Origin of the sequence: Streptomyces sp. NBC_01217 (assembly GCF_035994185.1) — a bacterium.
Classification (GTDB): domain Bacteria; phylum Actinomycetota; class Actinomycetes; order Streptomycetales; family Streptomycetaceae; genus Streptomyces.
In genome coordinates this window covers 4,485,116-4,507,924 of sequence record NZ_CP108538.1, presented here as the reverse complement: position 1 = coordinate 4,507,924, position 22,809 = coordinate 4,485,116, and the positions used below count along the sequence as shown (strand labels likewise).

Annotated in this window: 27 protein-coding genes; 2 read left to right on the top strand and 25 right to left on the bottom strand. The window is 68.5% G+C overall.

Annotation, left to right across the window (positions count from 1 at the left end):
• Window positions 1-40: 40 nt before the first annotated feature.
• The 9 genes from fxlA to OG507_RS19825 all read right to left on the bottom strand — a co-directional run bounded on the left by fxlA (window position 41) and on the right by OG507_RS19825 (window position 5,817).
• Window positions 41-247 carry an FxLD family lanthipeptide gene (fxlA, locus tag OG507_RS19865; protein WP_250287672.1) on the bottom strand — a complete coding sequence of 69 codons (207 nt, stop codon included), beginning with the start codon at window positions 245-247 and terminating at the stop codon, window positions 41-43.
• A 50-nt stretch (window positions 248-297) separates the two neighbouring features.
• Complete coding sequence (fxlM, locus tag OG507_RS19860; RefSeq protein ID WP_327368540.1) at window positions 298-1,536, bottom strand: methyltransferase, FxLD system; 1,239 nt, start codon at window positions 1,534-1,536, stop codon at window positions 298-300.
• 204 nt (window positions 1,537-1,740) lie between these two features.
• Window positions 1,741-2,388: a hypothetical protein gene (locus OG507_RS19855; protein WP_327368539.1), complete on the bottom strand. Its 648-nt coding sequence runs from the start codon at window positions 2,386-2,388 to the stop codon at window positions 1,741-1,743.
• On the bottom strand, window positions 2,385-2,588 hold the full coding sequence (locus tag OG507_RS19850) for a DUF5999 family protein (protein WP_327368538.1): 204 nt from the start codon (window positions 2,586-2,588) through the stop codon (window positions 2,385-2,387). Before OG507_RS19850 ends, OG507_RS19855 begins: the two co-directional genes overlap by 4 nt.
• Window positions 2,589-2,641: 53 nt before the next feature.
• Window positions 2,642-3,106 (bottom strand): DUF6302 family protein, encoded by a 465-nt coding sequence (locus OG507_RS19845; protein WP_327368537.1) that lies wholly within the window; start codon window positions 3,104-3,106, stop codon window positions 2,642-2,644.
• Window positions 3,100-3,615: a DUF6415 family natural product biosynthesis protein gene (locus OG507_RS19840; RefSeq protein ID WP_327368536.1), complete on the bottom strand. Its 516-nt coding sequence runs from the start codon at window positions 3,613-3,615 to the stop codon at window positions 3,100-3,102. The genes OG507_RS19845 and OG507_RS19840 overlap by 7 nt, the downstream gene beginning before the upstream one ends.
• The gene (locus OG507_RS19835; protein ID WP_327372032.1) at window positions 3,615-4,031 is read right to left on the bottom strand and encodes an ATP-binding protein; all 417 of its coding nucleotides are present in this window, start codon (window positions 4,029-4,031) and stop codon (window positions 3,615-3,617) included. Before OG507_RS19835 ends, OG507_RS19840 begins: the two co-directional genes overlap by 1 nt.
• Window positions 4,032-4,266: 235 nt before the next feature.
• Window positions 4,267-4,515, bottom strand: a complete 249-nt coding sequence (locus tag OG507_RS19830; protein ID WP_327368535.1) for a hypothetical protein — start codon at window positions 4,513-4,515, stop codon at window positions 4,267-4,269.
• Window positions 4,516-4,596: 81 nt separating this feature from the next.
• On the bottom strand, window positions 4,597-5,817 hold the full coding sequence (locus OG507_RS19825; RefSeq protein WP_327368534.1) for a helix-turn-helix domain-containing protein: 1,221 nt from the start codon (window positions 5,815-5,817) through the stop codon (window positions 4,597-4,599).
• Between the two features lie 174 nt (window positions 5,818-5,991).
• Here OG507_RS19825 and OG507_RS19820 point away from each other — a divergent pair, with 174 nt between their 5' ends.
• Window positions 5,992-6,624 (top strand): HAD-IA family hydrolase, encoded by a 633-nt coding sequence (locus tag OG507_RS19820; protein WP_327368533.1) that lies wholly within the window; start codon window positions 5,992-5,994, stop codon window positions 6,622-6,624.
• A 558-nt stretch (window positions 6,625-7,182) separates the two neighbouring features.
• On the opposite strand, the gene OG507_RS19815 is transcribed toward OG507_RS19820, so the two are convergent.
• The 12 genes from OG507_RS19815 to OG507_RS19760 all read right to left on the bottom strand — a co-directional run bounded on the left by OG507_RS19815 (window position 7,183) and on the right by OG507_RS19760 (window position 18,689).
• Window positions 7,183-7,686: a hypothetical protein gene (locus OG507_RS19815; RefSeq protein WP_327368532.1), complete on the bottom strand. Its 504-nt coding sequence runs from the start codon at window positions 7,684-7,686 to the stop codon at window positions 7,183-7,185.
• A complete protein-coding gene (locus tag OG507_RS19810; protein WP_327368531.1) occupies window positions 7,683-9,131 on the bottom strand; it encodes a type IV secretory system conjugative DNA transfer family protein in 1,449 nt (482 codons plus the stop codon). The genes OG507_RS19815 and OG507_RS19810 overlap by 4 nt, the downstream gene beginning before the upstream one ends.
• 39 nt (window positions 9,132-9,170) lie before the next feature.
• Complete coding sequence (locus OG507_RS19805; protein ID WP_327368530.1) at window positions 9,171-9,434, bottom strand: hypothetical protein; 264 nt, start codon at window positions 9,432-9,434, stop codon at window positions 9,171-9,173.
• On the bottom strand, window positions 9,434-9,754 hold the full coding sequence (locus OG507_RS19800; protein WP_327368529.1) for a DUF6238 family protein: 321 nt from the start codon (window positions 9,752-9,754) through the stop codon (window positions 9,434-9,436). Before OG507_RS19800 ends, OG507_RS19805 begins: the two co-directional genes overlap by 1 nt.
• Window positions 9,755-9,816: 62 nt before the next feature.
• Window positions 9,817-11,253: an ATP/GTP-binding protein gene (locus OG507_RS19795; protein ID WP_327368528.1), complete on the bottom strand. Its 1,437-nt coding sequence runs from the start codon at window positions 11,251-11,253 to the stop codon at window positions 9,817-9,819.
• Window positions 11,250-12,776, bottom strand: coding sequence for an SCO6880 family protein (locus OG507_RS19790; protein WP_327368527.1), 1,527 nt, complete (start codon window positions 12,774-12,776; stop codon window positions 11,250-11,252). The genes OG507_RS19795 and OG507_RS19790 overlap by 4 nt, the downstream gene beginning before the upstream one ends.
• A gap of 6 nt (window positions 12,777-12,782) precedes the next feature.
• The gene (locus OG507_RS19785; protein ID WP_327368526.1) at window positions 12,783-14,420 is read right to left on the bottom strand and encodes a hypothetical protein; all 1,638 of its coding nucleotides are present in this window, start codon (window positions 14,418-14,420) and stop codon (window positions 12,783-12,785) included.
• A complete protein-coding gene (locus OG507_RS19780) occupies window positions 14,401-15,711 on the bottom strand; it encodes a hypothetical protein (protein ID WP_327368525.1) in 1,311 nt (436 codons plus the stop codon). The genes OG507_RS19785 and OG507_RS19780 overlap by 20 nt, the downstream gene beginning before the upstream one ends.
• A gap of 3 nt (window positions 15,712-15,714) precedes the next feature.
• Window positions 15,715-16,053, bottom strand: a complete 339-nt coding sequence (locus OG507_RS19775) for a hypothetical protein (RefSeq protein WP_007447287.1) — start codon at window positions 16,051-16,053, stop codon at window positions 15,715-15,717.
• A gap of 50 nt (window positions 16,054-16,103) precedes the next feature.
• Complete coding sequence (locus OG507_RS19770; RefSeq protein ID WP_327368524.1) at window positions 16,104-17,081, bottom strand: C40 family peptidase; 978 nt, start codon at window positions 17,079-17,081, stop codon at window positions 16,104-16,106.
• A gap of 10 nt (window positions 17,082-17,091) precedes the next feature.
• Entirely contained in the window at window positions 17,092-17,655 is a 564-nt protein-coding gene (locus OG507_RS19765; protein WP_327368523.1) for a hypothetical protein, read from the bottom strand.
• A 482-nt stretch (window positions 17,656-18,137) separates the two neighbouring features.
• A complete protein-coding gene (locus tag OG507_RS19760; protein ID WP_327368522.1) occupies window positions 18,138-18,689 on the bottom strand; it encodes a hypothetical protein in 552 nt (183 codons plus the stop codon).
• A gap of 205 nt (window positions 18,690-18,894) precedes the next feature.
• Here OG507_RS19760 and OG507_RS19755 point away from each other — a divergent pair, with 205 nt between their 5' ends.
• Entirely contained in the window at window positions 18,895-20,115 is a 1,221-nt protein-coding gene (locus OG507_RS19755; protein ID WP_327368521.1) for an IS110 family transposase, read from the top strand.
• A 94-nt stretch (window positions 20,116-20,209) separates the two neighbouring features.
• Here OG507_RS19755 and OG507_RS19750 read toward each other — a convergent pair whose 3' ends face one another.
• The 4 genes from OG507_RS19750 to OG507_RS19735 are packed head-to-tail and all read right to left on the bottom strand — an operon-like array spanning window position 20,210 to window position 22,741.
• Window positions 20,210-21,328: a DUF2637 domain-containing protein gene (locus tag OG507_RS19750; protein WP_327368520.1), complete on the bottom strand. Its 1,119-nt coding sequence runs from the start codon at window positions 21,326-21,328 to the stop codon at window positions 20,210-20,212.
• Window positions 21,328-21,747 (bottom strand): DUF6195 family protein, encoded by a 420-nt coding sequence (locus tag OG507_RS19745; protein WP_327368519.1) that lies wholly within the window; start codon window positions 21,745-21,747, stop codon window positions 21,328-21,330. The genes OG507_RS19750 and OG507_RS19745 overlap by 1 nt, the downstream gene beginning before the upstream one ends.
• The gene (locus tag OG507_RS19740) at window positions 21,747-22,094 is read right to left on the bottom strand and encodes a DUF4326 domain-containing protein (protein WP_327368518.1); all 348 of its coding nucleotides are present in this window, start codon (window positions 22,092-22,094) and stop codon (window positions 21,747-21,749) included. The genes OG507_RS19745 and OG507_RS19740 overlap by 1 nt, the downstream gene beginning before the upstream one ends.
• Window positions 22,094-22,741, bottom strand: a complete 648-nt coding sequence (locus OG507_RS19735; RefSeq protein ID WP_327368517.1) for an ATP-binding protein — start codon at window positions 22,739-22,741, stop codon at window positions 22,094-22,096. Before OG507_RS19735 ends, OG507_RS19740 begins: the two co-directional genes overlap by 1 nt.
• Window positions 22,742-22,809: the final 68 nt, after the last annotated feature.

Genomic DNA, 22,809 nt, shown 5'->3' with positions numbered 1-22,809 from the left:
AAGCGCTTCGCCCGGCCCACAGGTAAGGGGTCGGCCTGGATCAGGCCGGGTCCTCCGTGAAGGAACCGCAGGCGGAGGCACCGGTCGCGCAGGTGGTGCCGCAGCCATCGCCCGTGGAGCACATGAGATGGCCGTACGAGTGCTCGGCGATGACGACCTTCACGTCCAGGGGCGCGAAGTCGTCGTCGTCCAGGCCCGCCAGCGGGGCGGGCGCGACCGGGGGCGGGGCGAGAGTGGCGCTCGTCATGATGTGCCTTCCTCTTGTTGGGGTGGTGCGGGACGACCTGGCTCCCGGTGTTACGCCGAGGGCCAGGAGAGCGAGATCCGGCTGTGCACCTTGTCGATGACCCGGTCGGCCGGGATCTGGTCATCGGGAGTGCTGGCCGGATAGACCCGGATGACCGGGCTGGGGCCGCCGCGCCGGTTGGCCTCCCAGTCGCGGAGCACGTCGGCGATCTTGTCGGCGAACTGCTCCGCGTGCGGGCCGAGGGCGTGCACGCCGTACTCCAGGTGCTTGTTGTCCTCGGTGCGGCGAGTGACGAGGTAGGCGAAGGTGTCGTCCTCGACGGCCGCGAGGGCGAACCGCTTGTTCACCGGGTCGACCAGGCCCGTGTCCGAGTTCTCATCGACGGCCATCGTGCAGAAGCCCGGCAGGCTGATCGCCATCGCCATCTGGAGGGTGTCGATGAGTTCCTGGATGCGGACGGTGACGCCGGTCCATAGTTCGTGGCGCGGAAACGTGACGGCGTTGTCGAGCCGGTGCGGGTCGGCCGGCAGGCCGTCATCGAACTTGAGCCCGATCTCCGGGGTGCCGTTGACGAGGAGGAGTTCTTCCCGGTGCGCGTTCGAGCCCTGCATCGGGACGAAGCCGCAGATCCGCGCCGACTCGCTCTCCAGGTAGGGGCCGTGCTCGCCCTTGACCTGGGTGAAGGCGACCGACCGGGTCAAGCCCCGCATCCGCAACGGGACGACGAGCCGGCCGCCCTGCTTGAGCTGCGTGGTCCAGGCCGGGGAGACGTCCCAGGCCCCGGCTGTCACCATGACGACGTCGACCTCACCGAGATCCGGGATGGGCTCGGCGGCGTCCGCGGTGACGACGTGCACCCGGCCGTAACCGTGCTCGTCCAGGAGCCGTCGCGCGCGATCGGTGACGACGGGGTCGATGTCCACGGTGACGACTTCACCGTCCTCACCGACGAGTTCGGCGAGGTAGGCCGCATTCAGCCCGCCCGAGCCGATCTCCAGCACCCGCATCCCGGGCTTCACCTGGGCCTGCTCCAGCATCATGGCCTGGATCTGCGGCGCGGAGACGGAGCTGAGCTGCACGCCGTGCTCGTCCGTCTTGGTGATCACGGCGGCATACGTGTCATACGCCTTGTCCAGCGGCGTGTCGGCGGGGGTGAACTCGTGCCGGGGCACCTTGCGCATCACCGCTTTGATCTCCGGGGAAGAGATGTTGCCGTCCGCGCACAGCTCGTCCACCACCTTGTTCCGCAGGCGGGTCGCCTCGTCGGGCTCGACGGTCGTGTTCGTCATGGACTTCCTTCGGTCGTTCGTGTTCGGGGGGTGGGTAGGCCGGCACGCGTGCCGGGGGCCGGGAGGCTGTCGGCGAAAGCTCTCCGTTCTCGTCGGACCGCCGAAGGTTGGCGGGTTCGTGCTGGACGGCGCGCGAAGGTCCGGCGCCGGTGGTGAGCCGCCCGGCGGTCCTGTCTGTACCACTCAGGAGAGCCGGGCGGCCGTCTAGGCGGTGGGCACAAGATCGTCCAGGTTGACGACCTTGTACTCCCGCAGTTCCCGTACGAGCTGGGAGGCCAGGAACATGCCGATCTGGGGATGGCGGTAAGGGATGGGGGAGTCCATGTCCGAGAGGGCCTGTAGGCCGTTCGCGCTCCACTGGTACGCGTGGCCGATCACGCCGTACAGCGGGAAACGGGTGGCGAGAAGCGCTACGTGGCCCCTTGCCCTGAGCCGTGGGCACCGGCCTGCCGCCATCCGGGCGTGCTCCAGACAGACCGGCGGCTGCGCGGTCTTCACGGGACCGTCGTAGCCCTGTTCACCCGCCGTCTCCAGGAAGAGGATGCCGTCGGTGCGCTTCAACTGGACGGTGCATACCTGGCACCGCAGCAGCGCCATCGTCACGCGTTGACGGTGCGGGTGAACCATCCGCCAGCGCGGTGTCCCGCAGGGCTGCCCGAAGGTGTCGAGCGACATGGAGTAGCGGGCCCAGAGCACGTCCTTGAGGTCTCGGTCCGGCGGCGCCTCATCCACGTATCGGAGACGTGGCCGGCCGTCCGGCCCGCGGCCCATGCGCAGATTGAGGAATGAGTCGGCCTCTTCGCCCTCCCGGGCGGTGATGTAGGGCACGACGATCTGGGGAGCGGTGGTCACGCGGTGCTCCCGGCGGCGAGCGCGACCGGCCGGTGCGGAGCGACGATCTGGCCGTTCGGCAACAGCTCGCCGGTGTCCTCGAAGAGCAACACCCCGTTGCACAGCAGGCTCCAGCCCTGTTCAGGGTGGGCCACCGTGGGGCGGGCGGCCTCTCGGTCGGAAGCCTCGGCCGTGGGACACGGCGGGGTGTGCTGGCACATCGTACTCGTCGTCCTCTCAAGGCAGTGTGGGGAAGTTGGGCCCTCTTCGGCGACTACGAAGCCGTGGGGGAACACGGAGTGGAGGTTGCCGAAGAGGGCGTCTGTGGGCGTTCACGTACAAACGAGGTGATGGCGGACTCGCTGTAGCCGTAGAAGCGGCCGAAGACCACGTCGTCCTCCCACCACTCGGGAGCGAGATCGCCCCACTCGACGGTGTGGCAGGTATCGCGGTACGGCGACCATCGGACGCGGAGGTCCGGAAACCCCGGCCGGTTCGTGAGAAGGTCGCGTGCCCCTATTGCCAGGGACAGCAGATCGAAGGACATGTATCCGCCGCGACGCGGGCCGCCGACCGGCACGGCAAGCAGTGGTGCCCGGAAGACGCGTACCGCGACGGCGTGAGCAAGGACCTCGGGCCGGGCAAGGCGGTCCCGGAAGTGCTCGAAGTCGTACGCCTCCTCGGCAGGGCAGAGGGAAGGGCCGAACGAACGCGCCGAAGCCTTGGTGGTCGTCAGCACTCGACCAGCCCCCTGACGATCCCGGCCTCTTCCAGAAGCTCGGCGAGATCGAGGGTGAGTCGCGCCAGCTTCCGAACGAGTCCGATGGTCTGTCCCGCATCGCCGGCCACTACCTCGGCACGCAGCGTGCGGGCCTGTCCGATCAGAGCGGCGATGTCCGGGTGCTTCTCGTCGGCTTTGTCTCGCAAGGCGCGGGCTACAAGCAGCTTGAGCGCCATGAGGAAGCGCTGAGTAAGGGCGTCGTTGTTGTAGTTGGGTAATGGTGCTCCGCCGGACGGGCCCGCGGCGTGGTGGCTGATCTCTTCCTCGCCGTGCAGGATTGTGTCGAGGTCGTCGTACACCTCGTTCCAATCCACGCTTGCCCACTCGCGCACTGCGCACAGGTACCGCCGGACCTCCTCCTCACCGTGTGGAGGAGTCCAAGGGTTCGTGGGGACCGTCGGGTCCTTAACGCGGACCGGCATGGTCTCCGGGTTAGTCGTCTCGTCGCGTAATGCGGTGTTCGTCATCAGCACGCCACCAAACTCAGCTCGCACCACGTGGTGGCGCCGTTGTCGCTGACACCCCACGCGCCCTGTCTGCTTCGGGCGATCTCCTGCACGAGCACCAGGCCGCGACCGTTCTCGTCGTCGTCCTCGGGGCACTGAGCAGTGGGGCGAGGTCCGGGCACGCCGTCATGGACACGGATGCGCAGGACGCCATCGCGCACGTCAAGGGTCAGCCGGATTTGCCTGCCACCGCTGTGCACGATGGCATTGGTGATCAGCTCAGAGACAACGAGTGTCGCGTCGTCGGCGACGCAGGTCAGACCGCGGGAGGTGAGACGTTCGCGAGTCACGAGCCTCATGGCGCGGACGCGGGACTCGTCTACGGGAGGGGGGCGCTCGCCTGGGGAGTGCTTGGTGATGGGGAAACGCTCCTCCACCAGGCCGCCGGCACGAGTTGCGGTCGGGCGCTGCGACGCCGGGCCGATCACCGCTCCGCCCCGCTCTGTGAGGCCCCGTTTTCCGGGGCGGCCCGGTCGTCAAGGGAAGCGAGCGGGCCCGTCCGGCGTTGCTGGCCCGGGACGTGGCGGAGCAGTCCGGCAAAAGGAGGCAACGGTGTGTTCGCAGCGTCCGCGAGGTTGCGGCGGCGCTCACGATCTGCGGGAGTTCGTGTGGTCATCGGTAGTCCCCTTCCGCGAACGGGAAGAGGGCACCGAGCCTGCCGTGCAGAGCAACCGCTTCATCGGCCGTCAGGACCAGCGGAATGGTCGCGGGCTCCGTGGCCCCCTCGTGCAGGTCGAGGGGGACCGCGAAACGACCGGCCTCCGTGTGCGCGACCTCGGCCTCACGAGCAAGGCGGAGGTGGCGCTTGGCGGGCGGTAAGGGCGCCGCGCCAGCTTCCGTCTGAGCGTGACTTGTCGTCATGACCCGTAAACGTAGGGCCACTTCGGAGCCCCACCCCTGAGAAAAAATCAGGGCTGAGTAACGCTCAGGGTCTGCATATGCCTACGCGGCCAGCCCGATGTGCTTCGCTACCGCACGAAGGTCGTCGCGCCACATCGGTTTCTCGCGCTTCAGCAGGTCGGCCACCGCCTCCCTGACCAGGGGAGAGAACACGATCTCCTCCGGAGACTGCTTCAGCAGCTTGCCGAGAATGTGCACCGTCGCGTAGTCGTCTCGCTGGATGCGGTTGAGGTTCATTACCTCGATCAGGTACCGGGTCCGACGTTCGAGCGGGACCTCTTCGTTGATGAGGACGTGATCGGCGGCGCGAAGCGCTTCGCTGGTGTCGCCCTCCTCCGCCTTCAGGTGTACCTCGTGCATGGCGAAGTTGGTCGGACCGAAGCACGTGTGCCAGTGGTTGAGGTCCGCGCCGACCCGGTCCACGGCCTGCTGCGCGCCGTTGTACAGGTCCCACGCCCCCGGGCCCTTTGTAGCGCGTACGGCGGCGACGGCACCTTGCAGGTGTAGTGCGCCGTACGCGGACCAGTGCTCCGCGTTGGAGTCGTCGTGCGGCCGGCACTGGGCGATGGTCTGCCGGGCAAGTTCGTAGCTGTCTTCCACATCTCCAGCGGAAGTGAGAACGCAGGCCAGATTCCAGGCCGCAGCTGCGAGGAGGGCCGGGTCACCGGCGTTGTCCGCGAGGGAGAGGCCGCGGTCGGCCGCAATGCGGGCGAGGGTCGGTTCACCGACGCGGCGAAGCCAGATCTGGTGCAGGCCGTAGAGACTGATGAGCTGCCGGAGGACGGTGCCCTCCTCCTCAGGCGAGGCGTCGCGCAGAGCGGCGTGTCCCTGCCGCAACAGGGTGGGCAGCCGCTCGCCGACATCGCGGTACCGGTCGTCAGCCTGCGTCTCGTAGACCTTCCAGGCGTCCGTAACCGAGGACTCGAAGTCGTCGGAGGTGACCGACCCGATCCGCTGCGGAAGGAGGGAGGCGGGCAGCGACAGGGCCTGTCGGATGAGCGGAACGTGCTCGTGCTCCGTGCCCGCCGTAACGATTCCGGACACGTAGCCGCCCGTCAGGTCCTCCAGACTGCATCGCAGCTGCTTACTCAGGGCGATCAGGATTGGAAGCCGGTCCAAGGGCATCCGGTCATTCTCAATCTTGTAGACCCAGTTCTCTGACCTGCCGATTAGGTCTCCCAGCATCCTTTGGGACAAGCCCCGACGCTCACGCCACCACTTGATCCGCTGGCCGATGCTGAACAACTCTCCGTCATACACCATGGGTTGACCGTTCGCCGTAGTGGACAGGGCACTCGTGTCAAGCGTAGGCCCACGTGCTTCGGGGAGAGGCGATACTGGGGGTCTCTCCCTCTGGGGAGGGCACTCAACGGTCCCCCTGTCGCCCTGCGGCCGGGGGACCGCGTACACGTATGAAAGATCGGCAAGGAGGCCGCTTTGCCAGCCCCATACCGTGGCCTGATCCTCGACTTCGGTGGTGTGCTCACCACTCGGATGCGACTGAACGGGCAGGCGTTCGAGAGAACGGAGGGATTGACTCCAGGCGCGTATTTCGCGGCGCTGAATGAGCATCCCGACGGCGTCGCGATCTATGCAGCACTGGAGGTCGGTGAGGCAACCCAGGAGGACTGGAACCGTGTCATCGGCGGCATCCTCGGTATCGACTCCACCGACCTGATGCGGCGCGCTCTGGCCAACCTCCACCCGGAGCCTCAGATCGTCGCCGCCGCGAAGCGCGCTCGTGCGGCAGGGATCAAGGTGGCCATGCTCAGCAACTCGTTCGGGATCGAGCCCTACAACCCGTACGAGGACAAGGGCATGTGGACGGACTTCTTCGATGCCGTGATCTTGTCGGAGCTGGAGGGCGTACGAAAGCCGGCGCCGCTCATCTATCAGCGTGCGCTTGACGCCCTAGACCTGACCGGTCCTGAGTGCATCTTCGTTGATGACCACGCGGAGAACCTGCCGCCCGCCGAGACCCTGGGCATCCGCACCGTGCACCACACGACCGATCCCACCGGCACAGCTGCCATCCTCGACTCGCTTCTCCTCGACCCCGCTCCCGCTTGAACGAACAGAGCGAAACAGCTCGCCGGGGACGTCACGCCGGCCAACGAACGGCAGCAGCGTTCGAGGAACCCCTAGGGCTCCTCGAACGCTGAAGGACAGGTATGGGCTCTTGCTGGAGGGCGTTCTAGATTGCTGGGGACTCGGGCCCGTCGGGTTCACTCGGCCCTTCTGAAGGGGGTACTCCCCCATACGTAGGCCGCCTGGTGTCCGCTCTTCCAGGCTGATCATTTTTCGCGCCCGCGTCGGGGGTGACCTCACCAGGCTCCCGGGCGGCGACCTTCGTGAACACCTGCTCCGCGCGATCCAGGGTCAACCGCATCGTGCCGTAAGGCCCCACGGCGTACCCGGTCCGGTGCCCATGCAGGTGCAGTTCCTCCACTGCCTGAAGGCCGGCGTCGACCTCCGGCACGTCGTCCGGTGGGACGAGGGCGTGCAGTTCCTCCGTCCACTCCCAACCGAGATCACGGAGCACGGTCCGGGCTTCCTCCTGCTCCCAGCCGCTTCGCGCCACCAGTCCGTGACGAGGGTCCGTCGAGAAGACCATGTTCGGGTCCGTCATCATCCGGCCATCTCCTCGACTCGTCCCGCAGATCCCGTCTCCTCGCCCTTGGCCGTGGGCCAGGCCGCGAGCTGGAAACGCGCCGGACGGTCGTCGTGCTTGCCGACGCGGCATTCGTCGCCTGCCTTGCCCAACGTCTTGTTCATTCGGGTGAGGAAGCGGTCGTACTGCTCATGCCAGATCACGGACGAGCCCGCCTCCGTATAAGCGTCTCCCCTGGTGAAGGCCAGGGCCGCGATCTCGTATGCCAGGCCCTCGTGCTTCGCCCAGCAGGGCGGGATGACGTCCTGCGGCTGCCAGGCGTACGTCCGGTTCAGCCAGCGGCACACGGAATCGAGCCACGCGGGCATCGGCTTGATCAGCTCTGCTGACAGGGCGCCGATGTCCCACGGGGCGGGACCGTCGGCGGCCACGGACTCCTCCGTGCTCCGCTCCGCGATGTACTCCAGGATCAGTGCGGGCGGCTCGGGGAAGGGGTCGAAGCGGGTCAGGGTCTCGGTCATGCGGCAGCCGCTCCTTCACGGCCGGCCCACGCCGCCGCGTGGGCATTGGCCTGGTTCTTCTTCTCGGTGGCCCGCCGGGTCCGCTCGGCTTCGTTGGCGGCTCGAAGGTCACGGACGTGACCCTCGATCTCGGACCAGGAATCCCAGGTCCACATGCCGTCGAGCCGGGTGACGATCGGCGGGAGGTTGTCCGCGAGGACCAAGGCGTGCCCCTGGGGCAGGCCCCTGATTTGGTCTCCTCGAAGGACGGGTTCGAGCGCCATGTGCGTGGCCGTCGAGTGGCCGCCACGGTCCCCGCCGGACGTGGTCTTCGTCGTGCGTTCTCGCTCGACCTGACCGCACAGGTCGGACATGTCCTTCAGGAAGTCGGGGTCCTTGTCCCCCGGCAGGACGATGACGTTGTTGGTGAAGGCCGCCAGCTCCTTGGCGGTGTCCTCGCCGAAGCGGGCACGAGCCGACGCCCACGCCTGGAGGCCGTAGACGACCGTGATGCCACGTCCCCGGCCGTCGGCGACGCGTTGGCGGAGGGAGGGGATAGGCGCGATGTTCGGCGCCTCGTCCAAGGCCGCGAGGAGTGCAGGGTCGAGCCGCCCGGCCGGGGACGCGAGGGCGTGCGCCTCCGCGAGATCCAGAAGGTCTTCGGCTATCGCGGTGGTCAGCGGCGCGACGCTGTTCACCTCGCTGTCCTTGCCGAGAAGGTAGAGGGTGCCCCCGGCGTCGAGGAACGCGCCGAAGTCCGTGGGGTCCTCTCCGTCTTCCTGAAGGGCGTTGATCACCGACTGGTGCATGAAGGGTTCGAGGGCCGCGTCGAGGGTCGAGGCGGTGTTGCCGACGGTGCGGCTGTCGCCCGTGGTGGCCGTGCGGAGCATGTCCGCCCAGCCGGGGCCAGCGCCCGGGTGAGCGTTGAGGATGCCGAGGGGTGCCGGGTCGGTCAGCTTCCGGGCCCACCGCAGAACCCAGTCGAGCGAGGCGCCGTCGAGGGCGGCGGCGTGGAAGAAGGCAGCGAGGATCTTGGACGCCTGCCCCTTGTAGAAGGCGCTGCCCTCGCTGGACTGTGCCGCACCGTTGGGGGTGCGCGAGCCCGCGACGAACGCCTTCCCGCGCATCATCGCCACCTCCGTGTCGGCTGCGCCGTTGATCGGCGTCCACCGGAAGCGCGGGAGGCTAGGAGCGATGTTCTGCGGGTCGAAGACCGCGACGGGGCGACCGTCCCGCTGCCGCGCGTCGAGGGTCAGTTCGACCAGATCGGGCTTGGTCGAGGTGGCCAGAACCGGCCCGGCCCAGCGGCGGACGAGCGGGGCGAAGAACCGCAGCGTCTTTCCGCTGCCCATCGGGCCGATGACCCGGCATGCCTTGTCGGCGCGGGACCACAGCTCGACGCCTTTCGGGCGCTGCGAGGTGCCCAGCGAGTAGCCGAAATCGTGAGGATCGAGGGGGTGGTGCATGACGTACTCCGGAGCGAGGTGGGCGACGAGGAAAGAGGGTCAGCGAGCGGCGGAGCGGTCCTTCGCGAAGCTCACCCCGGTTGCGCGGTTGGGGTGGCCGTCGTCGCTGGTGAGGGAGGGCCGGATCTCGGTGGCCTTCAGGACTGCTTTGGCCGACATCTGGCGCTTGAGCTGTCCCTTGCTCGCGAATCCGGCGTTGCGCCGTCCGCGGTTCAGCAGGAACCAGAGCGTCACCAGGGCTACCGCGCACACGGCCGTCACGGCGTACAGGGCAAGGGAGATGCCGCCGGGCATGATGTCCATTACTCGGCCCTCCGGGCGACGCGGGCCGCCAGGTAGCGCATCCGCCGGCCGCACAGCCGCGACATCGACGCGTCGGGCCCGGCACAGCGCGGGGGCGCGGTGTGGAAGGCGCTGTGCAGGTCTTCTGCGGCTCGCCAGATGTGGGCGACGGCCGTACGTACGCGTCCTCCAGCGGCGGAGCAGTCGCCGTGGTCCAGCACGAGGGCCAGTTCTTTCATGCGCCGGGCGAGGTCGAGCGCTTCGGCGTGCAGCTGGTCGATGTCCTGTCGCACCGCGCGTTCGTCGGCGGGAAGCGTGGTGTGGTCGGTGGTGACGGTCATGGCGAGGGCTCGTTCCGAGTCTGCGTGAAAGGGGTCGGCGGCAGAAAGGTGGCGGTATCCGCTCATTCGGCGTCCGGGGAGGTGCTGGGCAGGTCGGTCATCGAGCCGGAGGAGAAGCACAGGTGCTGTTCGGCCTCGACCAAGAGGTGTTGGACGCCCGGGTAGATCACTTCGCCGACCTTCCACAGCGCGATCCCGCGGCGCAGGCGCATGATGTGCTCGGCCGTCCAGGACGGCAGGCCCAGCCGGGACACCGTCGCTTCCGCCTCGGCCTTCTTCTGGCTGTAGATCACGATGGTGTCGGCCATCTTCAGGGCCGCTTGGGTCTCCGGGCTGTCGTCGATGTCCGACAGGTGATGGACGATGAAGATGCAGGACAGCCCGTAGCCGCGAGCAAACTTGAGGAACTTCTCCAGCAGCGAGGCGAGTTGGGGCGTCCCGAGGATGTGCCATGCCTCCTCGCAGACGAGGATGCGCTTGCGCTGCGTGTAGCGGCGGCAGCCGGAGCCGGGGTTCGGCCCCAGCTCCCAGGCTCCGGAGTTCGCGTCGACTACGACCCGGTCGTGCTGCCCCGGCTCTGTTCCGCATTCGCACAGCGGGCGCAGCCAGACCTCTTCGAGGAAGACCGAGATCACGGCGACGAGGATGGTCATGGCGACGCCGCCGGAGGGGACCTTGGTCAGGTCGAAGACGATCATGTCGGCATCGAGGTCCACACCCAGGCTGGTGGGGCCGTCGAGCATGCCCGTCAGGTCGCCGGTCGCGTCCTGCTCGCTGCCGCAGAGCCGGTCCAGGACGTAGGACGCCTCCAGGCCGTCACCGAGAAGTTCGTCCCGCGTACGCTTCTTGGCCGTCGCGTCGGACTCCTCCGGGGACCGCAGCGCGGCGGCGACGTCGGCCAGGACCGGGGTGCGGCCGAGTTCTCCCGCCCTCTGGTGGGCCCTGCGGATCGCGATCCGCAGGGCAGAGCCGGCGAACTCGTCCAGGGCCTTGCCGAGACCCAGTTCAACGATCGTGCGCACCAGCTCGACTTGCCGCTTGCCCGCGATGGCCGGGTCCATCGGGTTAATGCACGAGGCATCACGGCCGCCGCCGGGCGCGAACTTCACCGGGGCCTTGCCAGTCAGCGAGCGGCCGAGCGCGGCCCACTCGCCTTCTTCGCGCTCCTTCTGCTCCTTGGTGTCGAGGACGACGACCTGACGCCCGAGGCGGATCTGCCGGGCCGCGTACGTCTTGGTCAGGGCCGACTTCCCCCGGCCCGTGTCCCCCATGACGATCATGTTGCCGCCGGGCAGGCCGTCGCCGAACGCCGAGAACGGGCAGTAGATGAACGCTTTGCCCGAATACAGCTCCCGGCCGATGATCGCGCCTGCCGTGCCGAGGGTCGGCGGTGCGATGGGCAGGTACAGGGCCTGGCTGGTGGTCGTCTCGGTGTAGAGGGGACGGCGCACCGTCTCGTGCATCGGCGACAGCGGGGCGAGGTCGAGGAGGTCTGTCACTTGATGCCTCCGGCGAGGGGCAGGGTCGTTGCGAAGGCGCGGGCGTGTTCGAGGTCGAGCCATTCGATCCGCAGGTGTGCGTTGCGGGCGCGGGAGGCGGTGGTGCGCTTGGTGCGCTCCAGCTCTTCGGCGCTGCGCGAGGAGATGGTGATGTAGCCGACGACGGCGGAGCCGGCCGCGCCGGAGGAGGCCAGGGTCATGCCTCGTGATCCGGTAGCACTGGCGGCGATCTGGTCGCGCGGGTCGATGTTCTTGCCGCGCTTACGGTCGCGGTCGATCTCGGCCTGGTTGTTCGTGTCCTCCGCGAGCATCCGCTCCACGGCCTTGTCGTTGGGTTCGAGCTGCTGCGTGATCGAGATGGTGCGGATGACGTCGGGCATCCCGATCAGCAGAGGCGAGAGGAAGTCGGGGCCGACGGGGGTCGTGGGCCATCCGACGACGGCGGCCGTGGCGTGGTACCAGCTGTCCGTGGAGCCTGCCGCGCGGGTGGCAACGTGGGCGCCGTCGCGGACGTCGACGTTGCGGGGGAAGGCGTGCGCCTGTCGGAGGTCGGTGTCCCAGATGGCGTGGTCAGGGTCGTAGGAGTTGCGGATGAACGCGGTCATCCGGCCTTCGTCCAGGGGCGCGATCACGGAGAGGTCGGCGTCCTCCGCGCGGGACCACAGCTCATCCAGGTACGCGGCCATGGCGGCGGCGATGCCTTCGTCACCAGTACCGCGGGCGGCACCCTCGGCCGCCAGGTCGCGGGTGAACCGGGCGTGGATGGTGATGTAGTAGCGGTGCTCCTCGGCGCTGGTGGAGACGGCGTTGGCCAGTACGTCGTACGAGTCCTTCAGCCACTGCGGGGCGTCCGTCGTCGCGGTCGACTCGTCGCGCTGCGCGATGTAACGCTGGTGGGCGTAGGGGTCCGACTTCATCTGCCGGGCCAGGACCTGGATGCGCTTCACCGGGTGTTCTTCGACGTTCCCGAAGGCGTCGAGGAGTTCGCCCCAGCGCTCCAGGGCCACGATCTGCTCACCGACTTCCTTGCCGCCGAGGCCGGGCGAGGCGATCTCCAGAGTGGCTGTGACGCACCCGGCCTCCGGCTGGAGGACCACGACGGCCTGCTGACCGCGGACCGTGACCGGCACCCACGTCATGCCCGTGACGCCTTCCGGCTCCACAAGAGCGGCGTCCGGGGGCGTGCCATTGGCACGCACGCCGGCCTCGACAGCCGGGGACACCCACACGCCGCCGGTACGGCGGAGCGCCTTGCGGTGGTAGCGGTTGATTCGCCACCAGCGGTAGAGGGTGCGCCGCTGGGAAGTGCCCTTGGGCCGGTACGGGGCGTACACGATGACCAGGGCGAGCAGGATTGGCAGGACCAGGCTCGTCGCGGCGATGGCCGTCACGCCGTTGAAGAGGTAGCCGAACAGGATGCCGGTGACGGCGCCGCCGCCGAGGACGACCTGTTCGCCGAGGTCGCGGCGGCCCACCAGGCCGGTGGGGCGGTGCTTTCCGAACTGATACGTACGAGTCGACATGGGGGGTCACTGATCCTTGCTGGGGTTCGGTCGTCCGGGTGCCTGGCCGCCCGCGGGCCGCGATGGAGGCGGAGGCGGGGGCGTGGCGGAGGGACCGGAGCCCGAGGTGGTTCCTGATGCGGAGGAGGGGAAGGCGGGCGGCGTCGGGCCCGAGGTTCCCGGGCCGGGCGACGGCGGCGAGGGCGGCTGAGCCGTGCTCGGCGCCCCGTCGGCTCCCGGCGGGTGTCCGGCCGAGGCGTGGCCGCCGGCCGAGGACCAGTCCGGAGAAGAGCTGACGACCGGGTCGGAGGTCGCTCCCTGGGGACGAGCGGCGTCCGGTGCGCCGGACGTACCGGCGGAGTGGTCGCCGCCCTGCTGGCCTTCGGACTGTTCGGGCTTGCCGCCGCCTGCGGCGTCGGTCCCCTGCGCGCCCGGGGAACTGGTGGCCTTGTTCTTCGCCATGTCGACGCCGGCCTTGGCAACGGCGGCCCCGGCCGCGACCGGTCCGGCCACAGCAGTTCCGCCTCCCATCTTCGCGCCAGCGGTCTTGGCGCCAGCGCTCTTGGAGCCGCCGACCAAGGAGTCTTGGACACGAGCGCCCATCGCCCTGTTGGCGTGCTGGGCGGGGCCGTCGACCGCTGCGGCTGGGCCGGAGGACTGTGCACTCTTCCGGTCGTGGTGGAGGCTGGCCATCTCGTCGCCGAAGGCGGGCACCCACTTGTAGAGCGTGGCGGACGCGAAGACGGCGAGCAGGAGAATCAGCGCGCCGACCAGGGTCTTGGAGACCGCGTCGGACATGCTCCCCGAGGTGTCGCTGAGGATCGCGCCGCCGAGGCCCAGCAGGGCGAACAAGATCGGTTTACTCAGCCCGATAGCGAAGATGGCACCGAACCACTTCTTCGACTTGCCCCACAGGTCGCGATCGACCAGCCCGGCGTTGACGATCGGCCCGAGCGCGACGGCCACGTAGATGGCCGCGCTGCGGATCAGCAGCTCGATCCACATCAGCAGGGCGCCGCACATCATGATGAGGTTGACGACCAGCAGCTGTCCCACGCCCTCCGTGGGGTTGGCTGCCATGACCTTGAGGATGTTCTCCAGGAACGGCTTGAAGTTGCTCGTCGCGTACGGCTCGAAGATGGCCGTGACTTCGTCAATGGCCTTCATCAGCAGTGCGATTGCGCCCGGCGTCATGGCGTTGACCACGAACTGGAGGAGCAGGAAGCCGATCGCCTCGGACACAGCGGTGGTCAGGGCGACTCCGCGGACCGCCCGCTTGGCCACGGCGATCAACCAGAGGGCCACGGTGAGCAGGCTGGAGGCCGCGAAAATGATCGCGTACTGCTTCAGGAAGCCGGGGCTCGTGAGGTCGATCTTCGTCGTGTTCTGGATCAGCTCCAGCATCTTGCGCAGGAACCAGATGTTCGCCTCGGTGAGCTTCTGGAGCAGGAACCCCAGCGGGTCCTTGACGAAGTCGATGGCCGCCTTCGCCTCGCACACCATCGGGATGTAGCAGAAGGGGTTGGCCACCGCCGAGGGCACGAACACGAACCCGATGATCACGTTGACCATGGCCACCGCCTGGAGGCGGCGGCGCCAGCGGCCTGGGGTTCCCCGCTCGATGGTCAACAGGCCGGGGGCATCGTCACGCAGTCGCAGGCGCATTGCTGGCACCCCCCACGTCCGCGAAGCTGTCGGCCGGGTCCGCCTCCTGCATGGCCGGCGGCGACGGCACGAGCGGTTCAGACGGCGTGACGGCCGTCGTCTTCCAAGTGCCTTCCTCCCAGACGAGATCCACGGTCATGCGCAGGAAGGCGACCTGCGGGCGCTGCGTCTCGTCCTTCCCGGCGACGCCGCCCACCGACGCCGTCCACAGCTCGATGCTCGCGGCCTGGTCGGAGTACGAGATCGAACGGGTGGCGAGCGCCGCAGTCCGCGTGATCAGTTCGCTGCCGTCGGCGGTCGTCCCGTCCGCGCCGACACCGCGGTTCTCCATGACCAGACGAGCCGTCGAGTCGGTGTCCGAGGTGACCGAGTGCAGCACGCTCGACGCAGCGGTGGCCGCCAGCATCCGGTGCCGCCAGCCCTCGTCGGTGAAGAACCGAGGGTCGCCGTAGAGCATGGTGGCGCTAACGGCGGCGGCACGCGCCCCGCGCTCGTTGTGCCCGTACGGGGCCGGGAATCCACTTCGGTCTTCGCTGCCGCTCAGCACGGGGTCTTCTGCAGCGGCCGGAACGTAGTCCGAGAAGTCGCCCGGCACGTTGGACGCCTGCCGCACGTCGATCGGAGCGACCAATCCCGTCGAGGCCGAACTGTCCTTCAGCTTCCAGTCATTGGACTCCCAGGTGAGCGTGACCGTCACCGACTGGAAACCCGTCTTCGGTGTCGCGTGCCCGGCCGCGCTGCCGCGAACCGTCGTCGTCCATAGCCGCACCATCGCCCCGTGGGCGTCGAAGCCCAGGACATGCGCCGAGAGGACACCGGTACGCGCGACGGTCTTCTTGACGGAGACCTTGGAGGTGTCGCCCCGCAGGGAGCCGACCACGTCCTCGGCAGCGTGGTCGGCCTTCTTCACCGCCGCATCAGCCGAGCCCTTGGCCGCCATAACTGCCACCGCACGGTGCCGCGCGTCCTTGTCTGTGAGGAACTGCGAGCTCCCGCTGACCGTCGTGTAGTTGGCCGCTGCCGCCTTGGCGCCGGATCGAGTGTGCGGGTAGCCGACGGGGACGCCGTGCAGCTCCCGCACGCCTTCCCCGCTCGCCTGCGGAGCCGAGTGGGCGGGTGCCGACGCGGAGGGGGCCGTGGCCGGAGGGGTGCCCGTCGTCATGCTGACGACCACCCCGGCCGCGGTGACCACGGCCGCGCCGCCGGCCGCGATGCCCCAGAGCTTGGCCGACGAGCGGCGCGCTCCGCTGGCTTTCGAGGAGGAAACGTTCCTCCGGGATCGGATAGGCATGGGTCACACACCCATGCCGTACGTGATGGCGAAGATGGTGCCGAAGCTGGCTACGAGGAAGACGCAGGTCAGGCCGCCGACCATCATGCCCTTGCCGCGCGAGCTGTCCATCGTGGAGTGGCCCTCGCCGAACCACCCCTTCGACTTGCCGACACCGGCGAGGAAGGCACCGGCGCCGACGACGAGGACGACGGCGGCGATGACACCCAGGATGACCTTCGCCGTGCCGCCGAGCTTCCCGAAGGGGCCCCAGTCCGGCTTCACGCCGGACACGACATCGGCTCCGGCGGCGAGGGTCGTGTGCAGGGAGGGATCGGCAGCGGCAGAAAGGAGGTTGTGCATGGTTCAGCCCCTTGGTGCTGTGAGGAATGGTTTGGGATGTTTTGGCGTGATTAGCCGACGTGCCGCATCGCGATGATCTGCGGTTTCCAGTAGCTGAGCGGCTTGATCCGCACCTGAGCCCCGGTGCGCGGTGCGTCAATGACCTGGCCGCCGCCGATGTACATGCCGACGTGCTCAGGGCCGGCGCTGCCGGGGACGCTGAACAGCAGGTCACCCGGGACGAGTTGGGAGACGGCCTTGACGGCGGTCCCGGCGTGGACCTGGTCGTACGTGGTTCGCGGCAGGTTCACTCCCGCCGCTGACCAGGCCATCTTGGTAAGCGAGGAGCAGTCACAGCCGCCCACACCCTCGTACGGCATGACGCAACTGCCGCCCCACCGGTACCAAGTGCCCAGAGCCGTCTTCGCGGCCGAGATCGCGCGGGCGGCGCCCTTGCCGGCCGGTGCGTCCGGGCTTACGGCGTCGGCCCATTTCGAGGCCAGAGCGCGGATGCTGCGCACGTAGTTGCGGGTCTCGGGGTACGGGGGGATACCGCCGTACTTGATCACCGCGCCGCCGCCCGCGTTGTACGCGGCCAGCATGTTGTCCGTCGAGTCGCCCGGTACCTTCTTGACCTCGTCGGCCAAGGTGCAGTCGTACGCGGCTTGCGCGGCGATGGCGTCGGCGGGGTTGCGGACGTCCTTGACTCCGTCGCCATCGCCGTCCTTGCCGTGCTGGGCCCAGGTCCCCGGCATGAACTGGGCGATCCCGAGAGCGCCGACGGGTGACGTCGCGCCGGAGTTGAAGTGGCTTTCCGTGTAGAGCTGAGCCGCCAGGAGCGAGGCTGTGACCTGCGGGCACTCGCCCGCGTGCTTGTTGATCAGCTCACGGACCCAGCCCGGCACGGGAGCGTCCGTCGTGATGCCGCCACCCGGACCGGCTTCCTGCGCGGAGGCGCTGTCGGCCCCTCCGAACGTAGTCAGCATGGCGACACCGGTGATGAGCCCGGCCGTGACGAGTCCCAGGCCAGTTTGCGTGCCCTTGTTCATCGCGGCCCCGTCACGCCCAGGGCAAGGCGGTGACGCGCCAGCCCTTGGAGGTGTGCTCCAGGCGGAGCGCGAGCTGTTCGCTACTGCTGCGCGTGTGACCGGACTTCGGGGTGGTCGTGAGGGTGTAGCTCACGCGGACGAGAGCGGAGGAGGCCGATGCCGCAGGTGCGCCGTCGGGGACGGCTGCTGACGTGATCTTGGCCGTCTGGTGTGCCTTCTCGGCCCGCAGGGCGGCCCAGGCGGCGTCTTGACCCGGCCGCTTCTGGGCGAGCACGCCAGCGAGTTCCCCCGAGGCGAGCCGCGCTGCCCGAGCGCCGGCATCCGCGTACGAGCTGTCGGCACCGTCGCGGGCGTCGTGTTCTGCGTAGGCCGTAGCGAAGGCCCGCGCCGTCCGCTCAACGTCAGCTGGGAGCACGGTGGTTGACGAGGAGGCGGTAGCGCTGCTGTGCGGCGTGGCCGTGTCGGGGATGCCCGCAGAGACGGAGTGCGGCTGCGCGGACACGGTCGAGGCCGCAGAAGCGTCGCTGGTCGAGCTGGAGCAGCCGGTCGACAGAAGGGCCAGGGAACCAGCCACACCTATTGCGGCGGATATGGGTATGAAACGGGTGAATCGAGGCATGCGGGGACCACAACCTTGGTGCAAGAGATTTCGGAAGTGCGAGCGGCGCGGTCCCGCGGGGGCTGGGGCCGCGCCGCTCCTTCGCAGGAAGGAGGGGGATTCCTTCTGCGGGCTTTACCGGCGAATGCCGGGGAAATCGCAAAGCAGGCCGGAGCGTATAGCTCTATCTGCCTTCTCATCTGAGGAAGAGTTCGATCTTGTTTCGCATCTGCGAGACGGTTGAGCTGGCGGGCGCGTTACTCATATCAAGGCCATCAGCCCCTTCCGTGATTCGAGCGAGATCGTGAGCAGATCTCTACGGCCGGAAAACGCCTTGCGGCGTTGGCCGTGCCTGAATCCTTGCAGGGGTTCGCGGACAACTCGAATCACGAAAAAAGCCGGAACTTAATTCCAGGAATTAAGTTCCGGCTTTCGCTCGGGGGGAGGCTTTGCGGGCCCTATGCGGCCCCGTGGCGCAGGTGCTCGATCGCCACGCCGAGCCACGGCGCGTCCGGGCCGGAAAGGAGCAGGGGTGCGCACGTGCTGTACGAGAGGACGACGGCGGACGGCTCAGCAGCGACCCCGGTCAGAAGGGCGTGGTCGAACGGCATCCACTCACGAGCCCTCAGCGGCAGGAGCCGTACCCCGGTTGAGGTGAGCACCACTCGGGCCGCGGTGTGATCGCGCCACTGCGGAAGAGCGGCATCTTCCGCTTCCTGGCGCCGACGGGCGTCGAGTCGCCCGTTGCTCACCCACCGCCGGCCGAAGGTTGGGTGATCCTCGAAATACCCGCTGGCCGAGGTCGGGTAGCCGACCTCTGTCCCGTAGAAGCGGGCGGCGGAGCACGCCACGTCCGCGAAGGCGACTTCACCGGCCGCAAGTGCAAGGCCGTCCGCTTGGACCGGCACAAGACTGCCGCCGCTCTGGAGGTGAACCGTGAGGGCGGACGCTGCCTGTATGGCATCGGCGCGGACGGCGTCCTCCGCCCGGTCGCGTCGGCGAGACCACATCGTCGTCCTACCTTTCAGAGGTGGTTGCTCTGGTCATTCGTAAGATCGGAGGGCCCAGGGGCTCTGGGTATGGCTGTCATCGTCGCGCCGTAGATGGCTCAAGGAACTTGGCCGCCCGGAGCCCCGCGACGACTCGACCGCCAATTGGGAGATGCGACTCCGATCGCTGCGTAGGACAACGTCGGCGAGGTCGTCTGCGGGATCGATGTACGACGAGCTGGCGGAGGAGAACGTGCCCGAGATCTGGGCCGGAGTGGACATCGGCAAGACCCATCACCACTGCGTGGTGATCAACGCGGACGGCAAGCGTCTGCTGTCCCGCCGGGTCGCGAACGACGAGAGTGAACTGCTCACCCTGATCGGCGGTGTCCTGGAGATATCCGCCGACACCCTGTGGGCGGTTGATCTCAACCACGGTGGTGCCGCGCTGCTGATCGGCCTGCTGGTCAGCCATGGCCAGCCGGTCGCCTACCTCACCGGCCTGGCGGTCCACCGAGCCTCGGCCACCTACAAGGGCGGCGAGGGCAAGACCGATGCTAAAGACGCCTTCGTCATCGCCGACCAGGCCCGCGTCCGACGCGACCTCGGCCTGCTGCGGCCCGGCGACGAGATCGCCGTCGACCTGCGCACCCTGACCACCCGCCGCCTGGACACAGTCTTCGACCGGACCCGGCAGATCAACCGCCTCCGCGCCCAACTGCTTGAAATCTTCCCCGCGCTGGAACGGGCCCTGGATCTGACGAACCGGGGGCCGGTGATGCTGCTGACCGGCTACCAGACCCCGGCGGCGATCCGCCGGGCAGGCGCGAGCCGGATCGAGACGTGGCTGAAGAACCGCAAAATCAGAGGCGCCGCCGCCTTGGCGAAGGCGGCCGTGGAGGCCGCCCAGGCCCAGCAGACCGCGCTTCCCGGCGAGAAGCTGGCCGCCGCCATGGTGGTCCGCCTCGCGAAGGGGGTGATGGCCCTCGATGAGGAGATCGCCGAGCTCGACGCCCTGATCGAGGCCAAGTTTCGCGAGCATCCGCACGCAGAGGTGATCCGCAGCCTGCCCGGCATGGGCGCCAAGCTGGGAGCCGAGTTCCTCGCTGCGACCGGTGGTGACATGGACGCCTTCGGCAGCCCCGACCGCCTGGCCGGCTTCGCCGGCCTGGCCCCCAGACCACGCGACTCCGGACGTATTAGCGGCAACCTGCGCCACCCCCGGCGCTACCACCGCGGTCTGCTGAGAACCATGTACCTGTCGGCCATGGTGAGCCTCCAGTGCTGCCCGGTCTCGAAGGCGTTCTACGACCGGAAGCGGAGCGAGGGCAAGGGCCACAAACAGGCCCTGCTGGCTCTCGCACGCCGACGTCTCAACGTCCTGTGGGCGATGATCCGTGACGGAGAGTGCTTTCACGCTTCACCTCCCGTCACGGGAGCGGCTTGACAACACGATTGGGAAGTTCCTTCCTGATCAAGCTGACCGGCCGGGGCCTGCACGGCGCGAGCCACGCAGGCCCCGGGCCCGTCATGAGATGAGATCACCAGAGGGCGGTGGAGGCAGCGGCGGGTGTCCTCGTTGCCTCCTCGTCCTCTTCCTTCAGCCGGGCCAGCAGCACACCAAGACGGTCGTTGCTGATCGCCTGGTGCTTGCGGACGGCGTCCCCTACAACCTCACGACTGGTCCGTCCGGCCCGCTCGGTAGCGGCCCGCGCGATCGGCAACAACTCCGCCAACCAGTCGTCGTCCGCCTCCCGGTCCTGTGGGCATTCTGCGTCGTCCGGGGCGGACGGCTTTTCGCCGTCCGTAGGGGTCCGGACCGCCGTGGGCCCGGAGGATTTCGTGCTCTCCGGCACTGCTGTGGTCGGCGCGTGGTCCGCAGGTTCGCCGCCCGGTCCGTCCGCGCTCTTACCCTCCGTCTCCTCTCCGTCCGCTCCCGCGGACGGGTGAGCCGCAGCGTCCTCCGTACGTGGTTCTACGTCGGGCAGGGGCTCGGCTTTCCGCAGGTCAACGGTTACTGCGGCGGGATCCTGCGGCGCGGACGGACCGCTCGTCAACGGCCGTGGAGGCATCGACGCTGGTGCTTCGAGCGGACGAGGACCCTGCTGGACCGCGACGCGTTCGAGCGTCGGAGACTCCTCGCGGACCGGTCCGGGACCAGTGTCAGCCCGGTCCGGGACCGCCCGCTCAGCCGTCCGCGCCATCAGGATGTAGAGGTGGACCGATCCGGCCAGTGCGAGGGGCGCGAGCATCGACAGCACACCGACGACGCTGTCCGTAAGGTGCAGCGCGGACCGTCCGGCCTGCGGAGAATCATTCAACGTGATGGCGTGCAGAGCGTTCGCGCCGAGGCTCGCCCCGGTCGCCGCGAGGAACAAGAACCAGGCGTAGAGCCGTGCGGCGAACCGCTGGTGCCGAAGGAGCACGATCGCCCGCACTCCGTAGGCAATGAACCCGTCGATGAACACCGGGAACAGGTAGGACAAGGTCTCCCTGGCATGGATCGCGAGGGCGATCTGACGCAGTGCGTCGTACGAGAAGGCGAAGCCGGCCGCGCCGAGCAGGATGATCGCACTGCGGTCCCAGGCCGTCATTCCGCGCAGGCCGTAGCTCTCCTGCTGTTCGGTTCCGGCCGCCGTGTCTATGTGTGCGTGTGACATCAGAGGTTGCCCCCGTCGCGCGGGCTGATGTCCTGCCAGGCCGGGGTCTGCGAGAGGAGCTGTCCGAGCTGTTCCAAGGACGTGACCTCGTGCACGTGCTGACTTGGGCAGCTCACGCACGACACCCGTAGCGAGATTCGGTCTGTGCCGCCCAGATCGGTGTAATACAGCTCCAGGTGCTGGCCTCCGGTCGTGTCGAGCGACGCGAAGGCTTGCAGGTGTTCCTCGAAGCTGAGAAGTCCCAGCACGTCCCAGTCGAGCGTGACTGCGGCGTCCCCCAGGAGGGCGCGTGCGTACTTGGACGCTGCGGTGATCGACCTCGGACCCCAGGTGCGGAAGGCAGCCTCCCGAGCGGTCTTGCGCCGCTCCTCTGCGGTGGTGAGGTGCTTGGCCGCAGCGAACATGATCGGGTGACTCATCAAGGGCCTTCCAGAAGATCGGTAGTGCGGGGTGCGGTGCTGCCGCCGGGCTCGTTGGCGAGGCGGAGGAGAACGTCCGCGTGGCATGGAGCGTCAAGGGGGCATGTGCACATCAGGTCGAGCCCACGCAGGACTCGGGCGAAGCGAGCGGCGTAGTGCCGCCCGACCGGGCCCCGGAGCGTGGCGGCGAAGAGGTCCACCGACTCCGCAGCGTCCATCGGGGGACCGAGCGGGGACCGCACCCCGGCTGTGAACGGGTTCGCGTACCGGCTGCGAGGACCGACGTATGCACAGGCTGTGGACAGCGCTGCGGCGTCGCGGGACGCTCCGCGGAGGCGGACGGGCATCACGCCGCCCTCCCACCACGGCGCCGATCGGCGCCGATCATCGGCACGAGGGTCGTGACCATCTCGGCCAGACGGCTCGCCACGCGGGCCCCGACGAAGTCGCTCAGGTCCGGGCCGTTCTCATCACGGGCCGGAAGGTTGGACGTGATGATCGTCGGCAAGCAGTGGTTGTACCTGTGGTTGATCAGCCGGTACGTGACCTCTTCGGTCCATTCCGAGGTCTTCGCCGTGCCGAGGTCATCGAGGAGCAGGTACTGAACCCGGCTGAGCCGTTGCAGCTCGTGTTCTGCTGCCCCCATGACCTGTGACGGGCGCAGGTTGCCGTACATGTCCGCTGAGTTCACGGCGATCAGCTCGAACCGGTCCGGTCCGCCGGCCGCGATCCTCCGCAAGGCCCCGTACGCCTCGTGCGTCTTGCCCGTCCCCGTGAGACCGGTGAGGAGCAGAGCGCCAGCGGCAGCGTTGTCCGTGAGTGCCCGGTCGGCCCAGCCGATGACCTCCGGCAGCGTGGCCTCAGCATCACGGAAGCGGGGAGGGGTTGCCCGCTGCCAGCGGCTCACGGCGTAGTCGGCCCGAGCCCGGCAGTGCCACTCGCGGTCTCCCGGGTTCTCCTCCGGTGCCTCGTCGGCGGGGTTGACATCCGGCACGGCCTGAAGTCCTTTCGCAGCGAGTATTCGTTCCATTGCGCGCATCGACCTGGCGCTGCCCGCGCGTT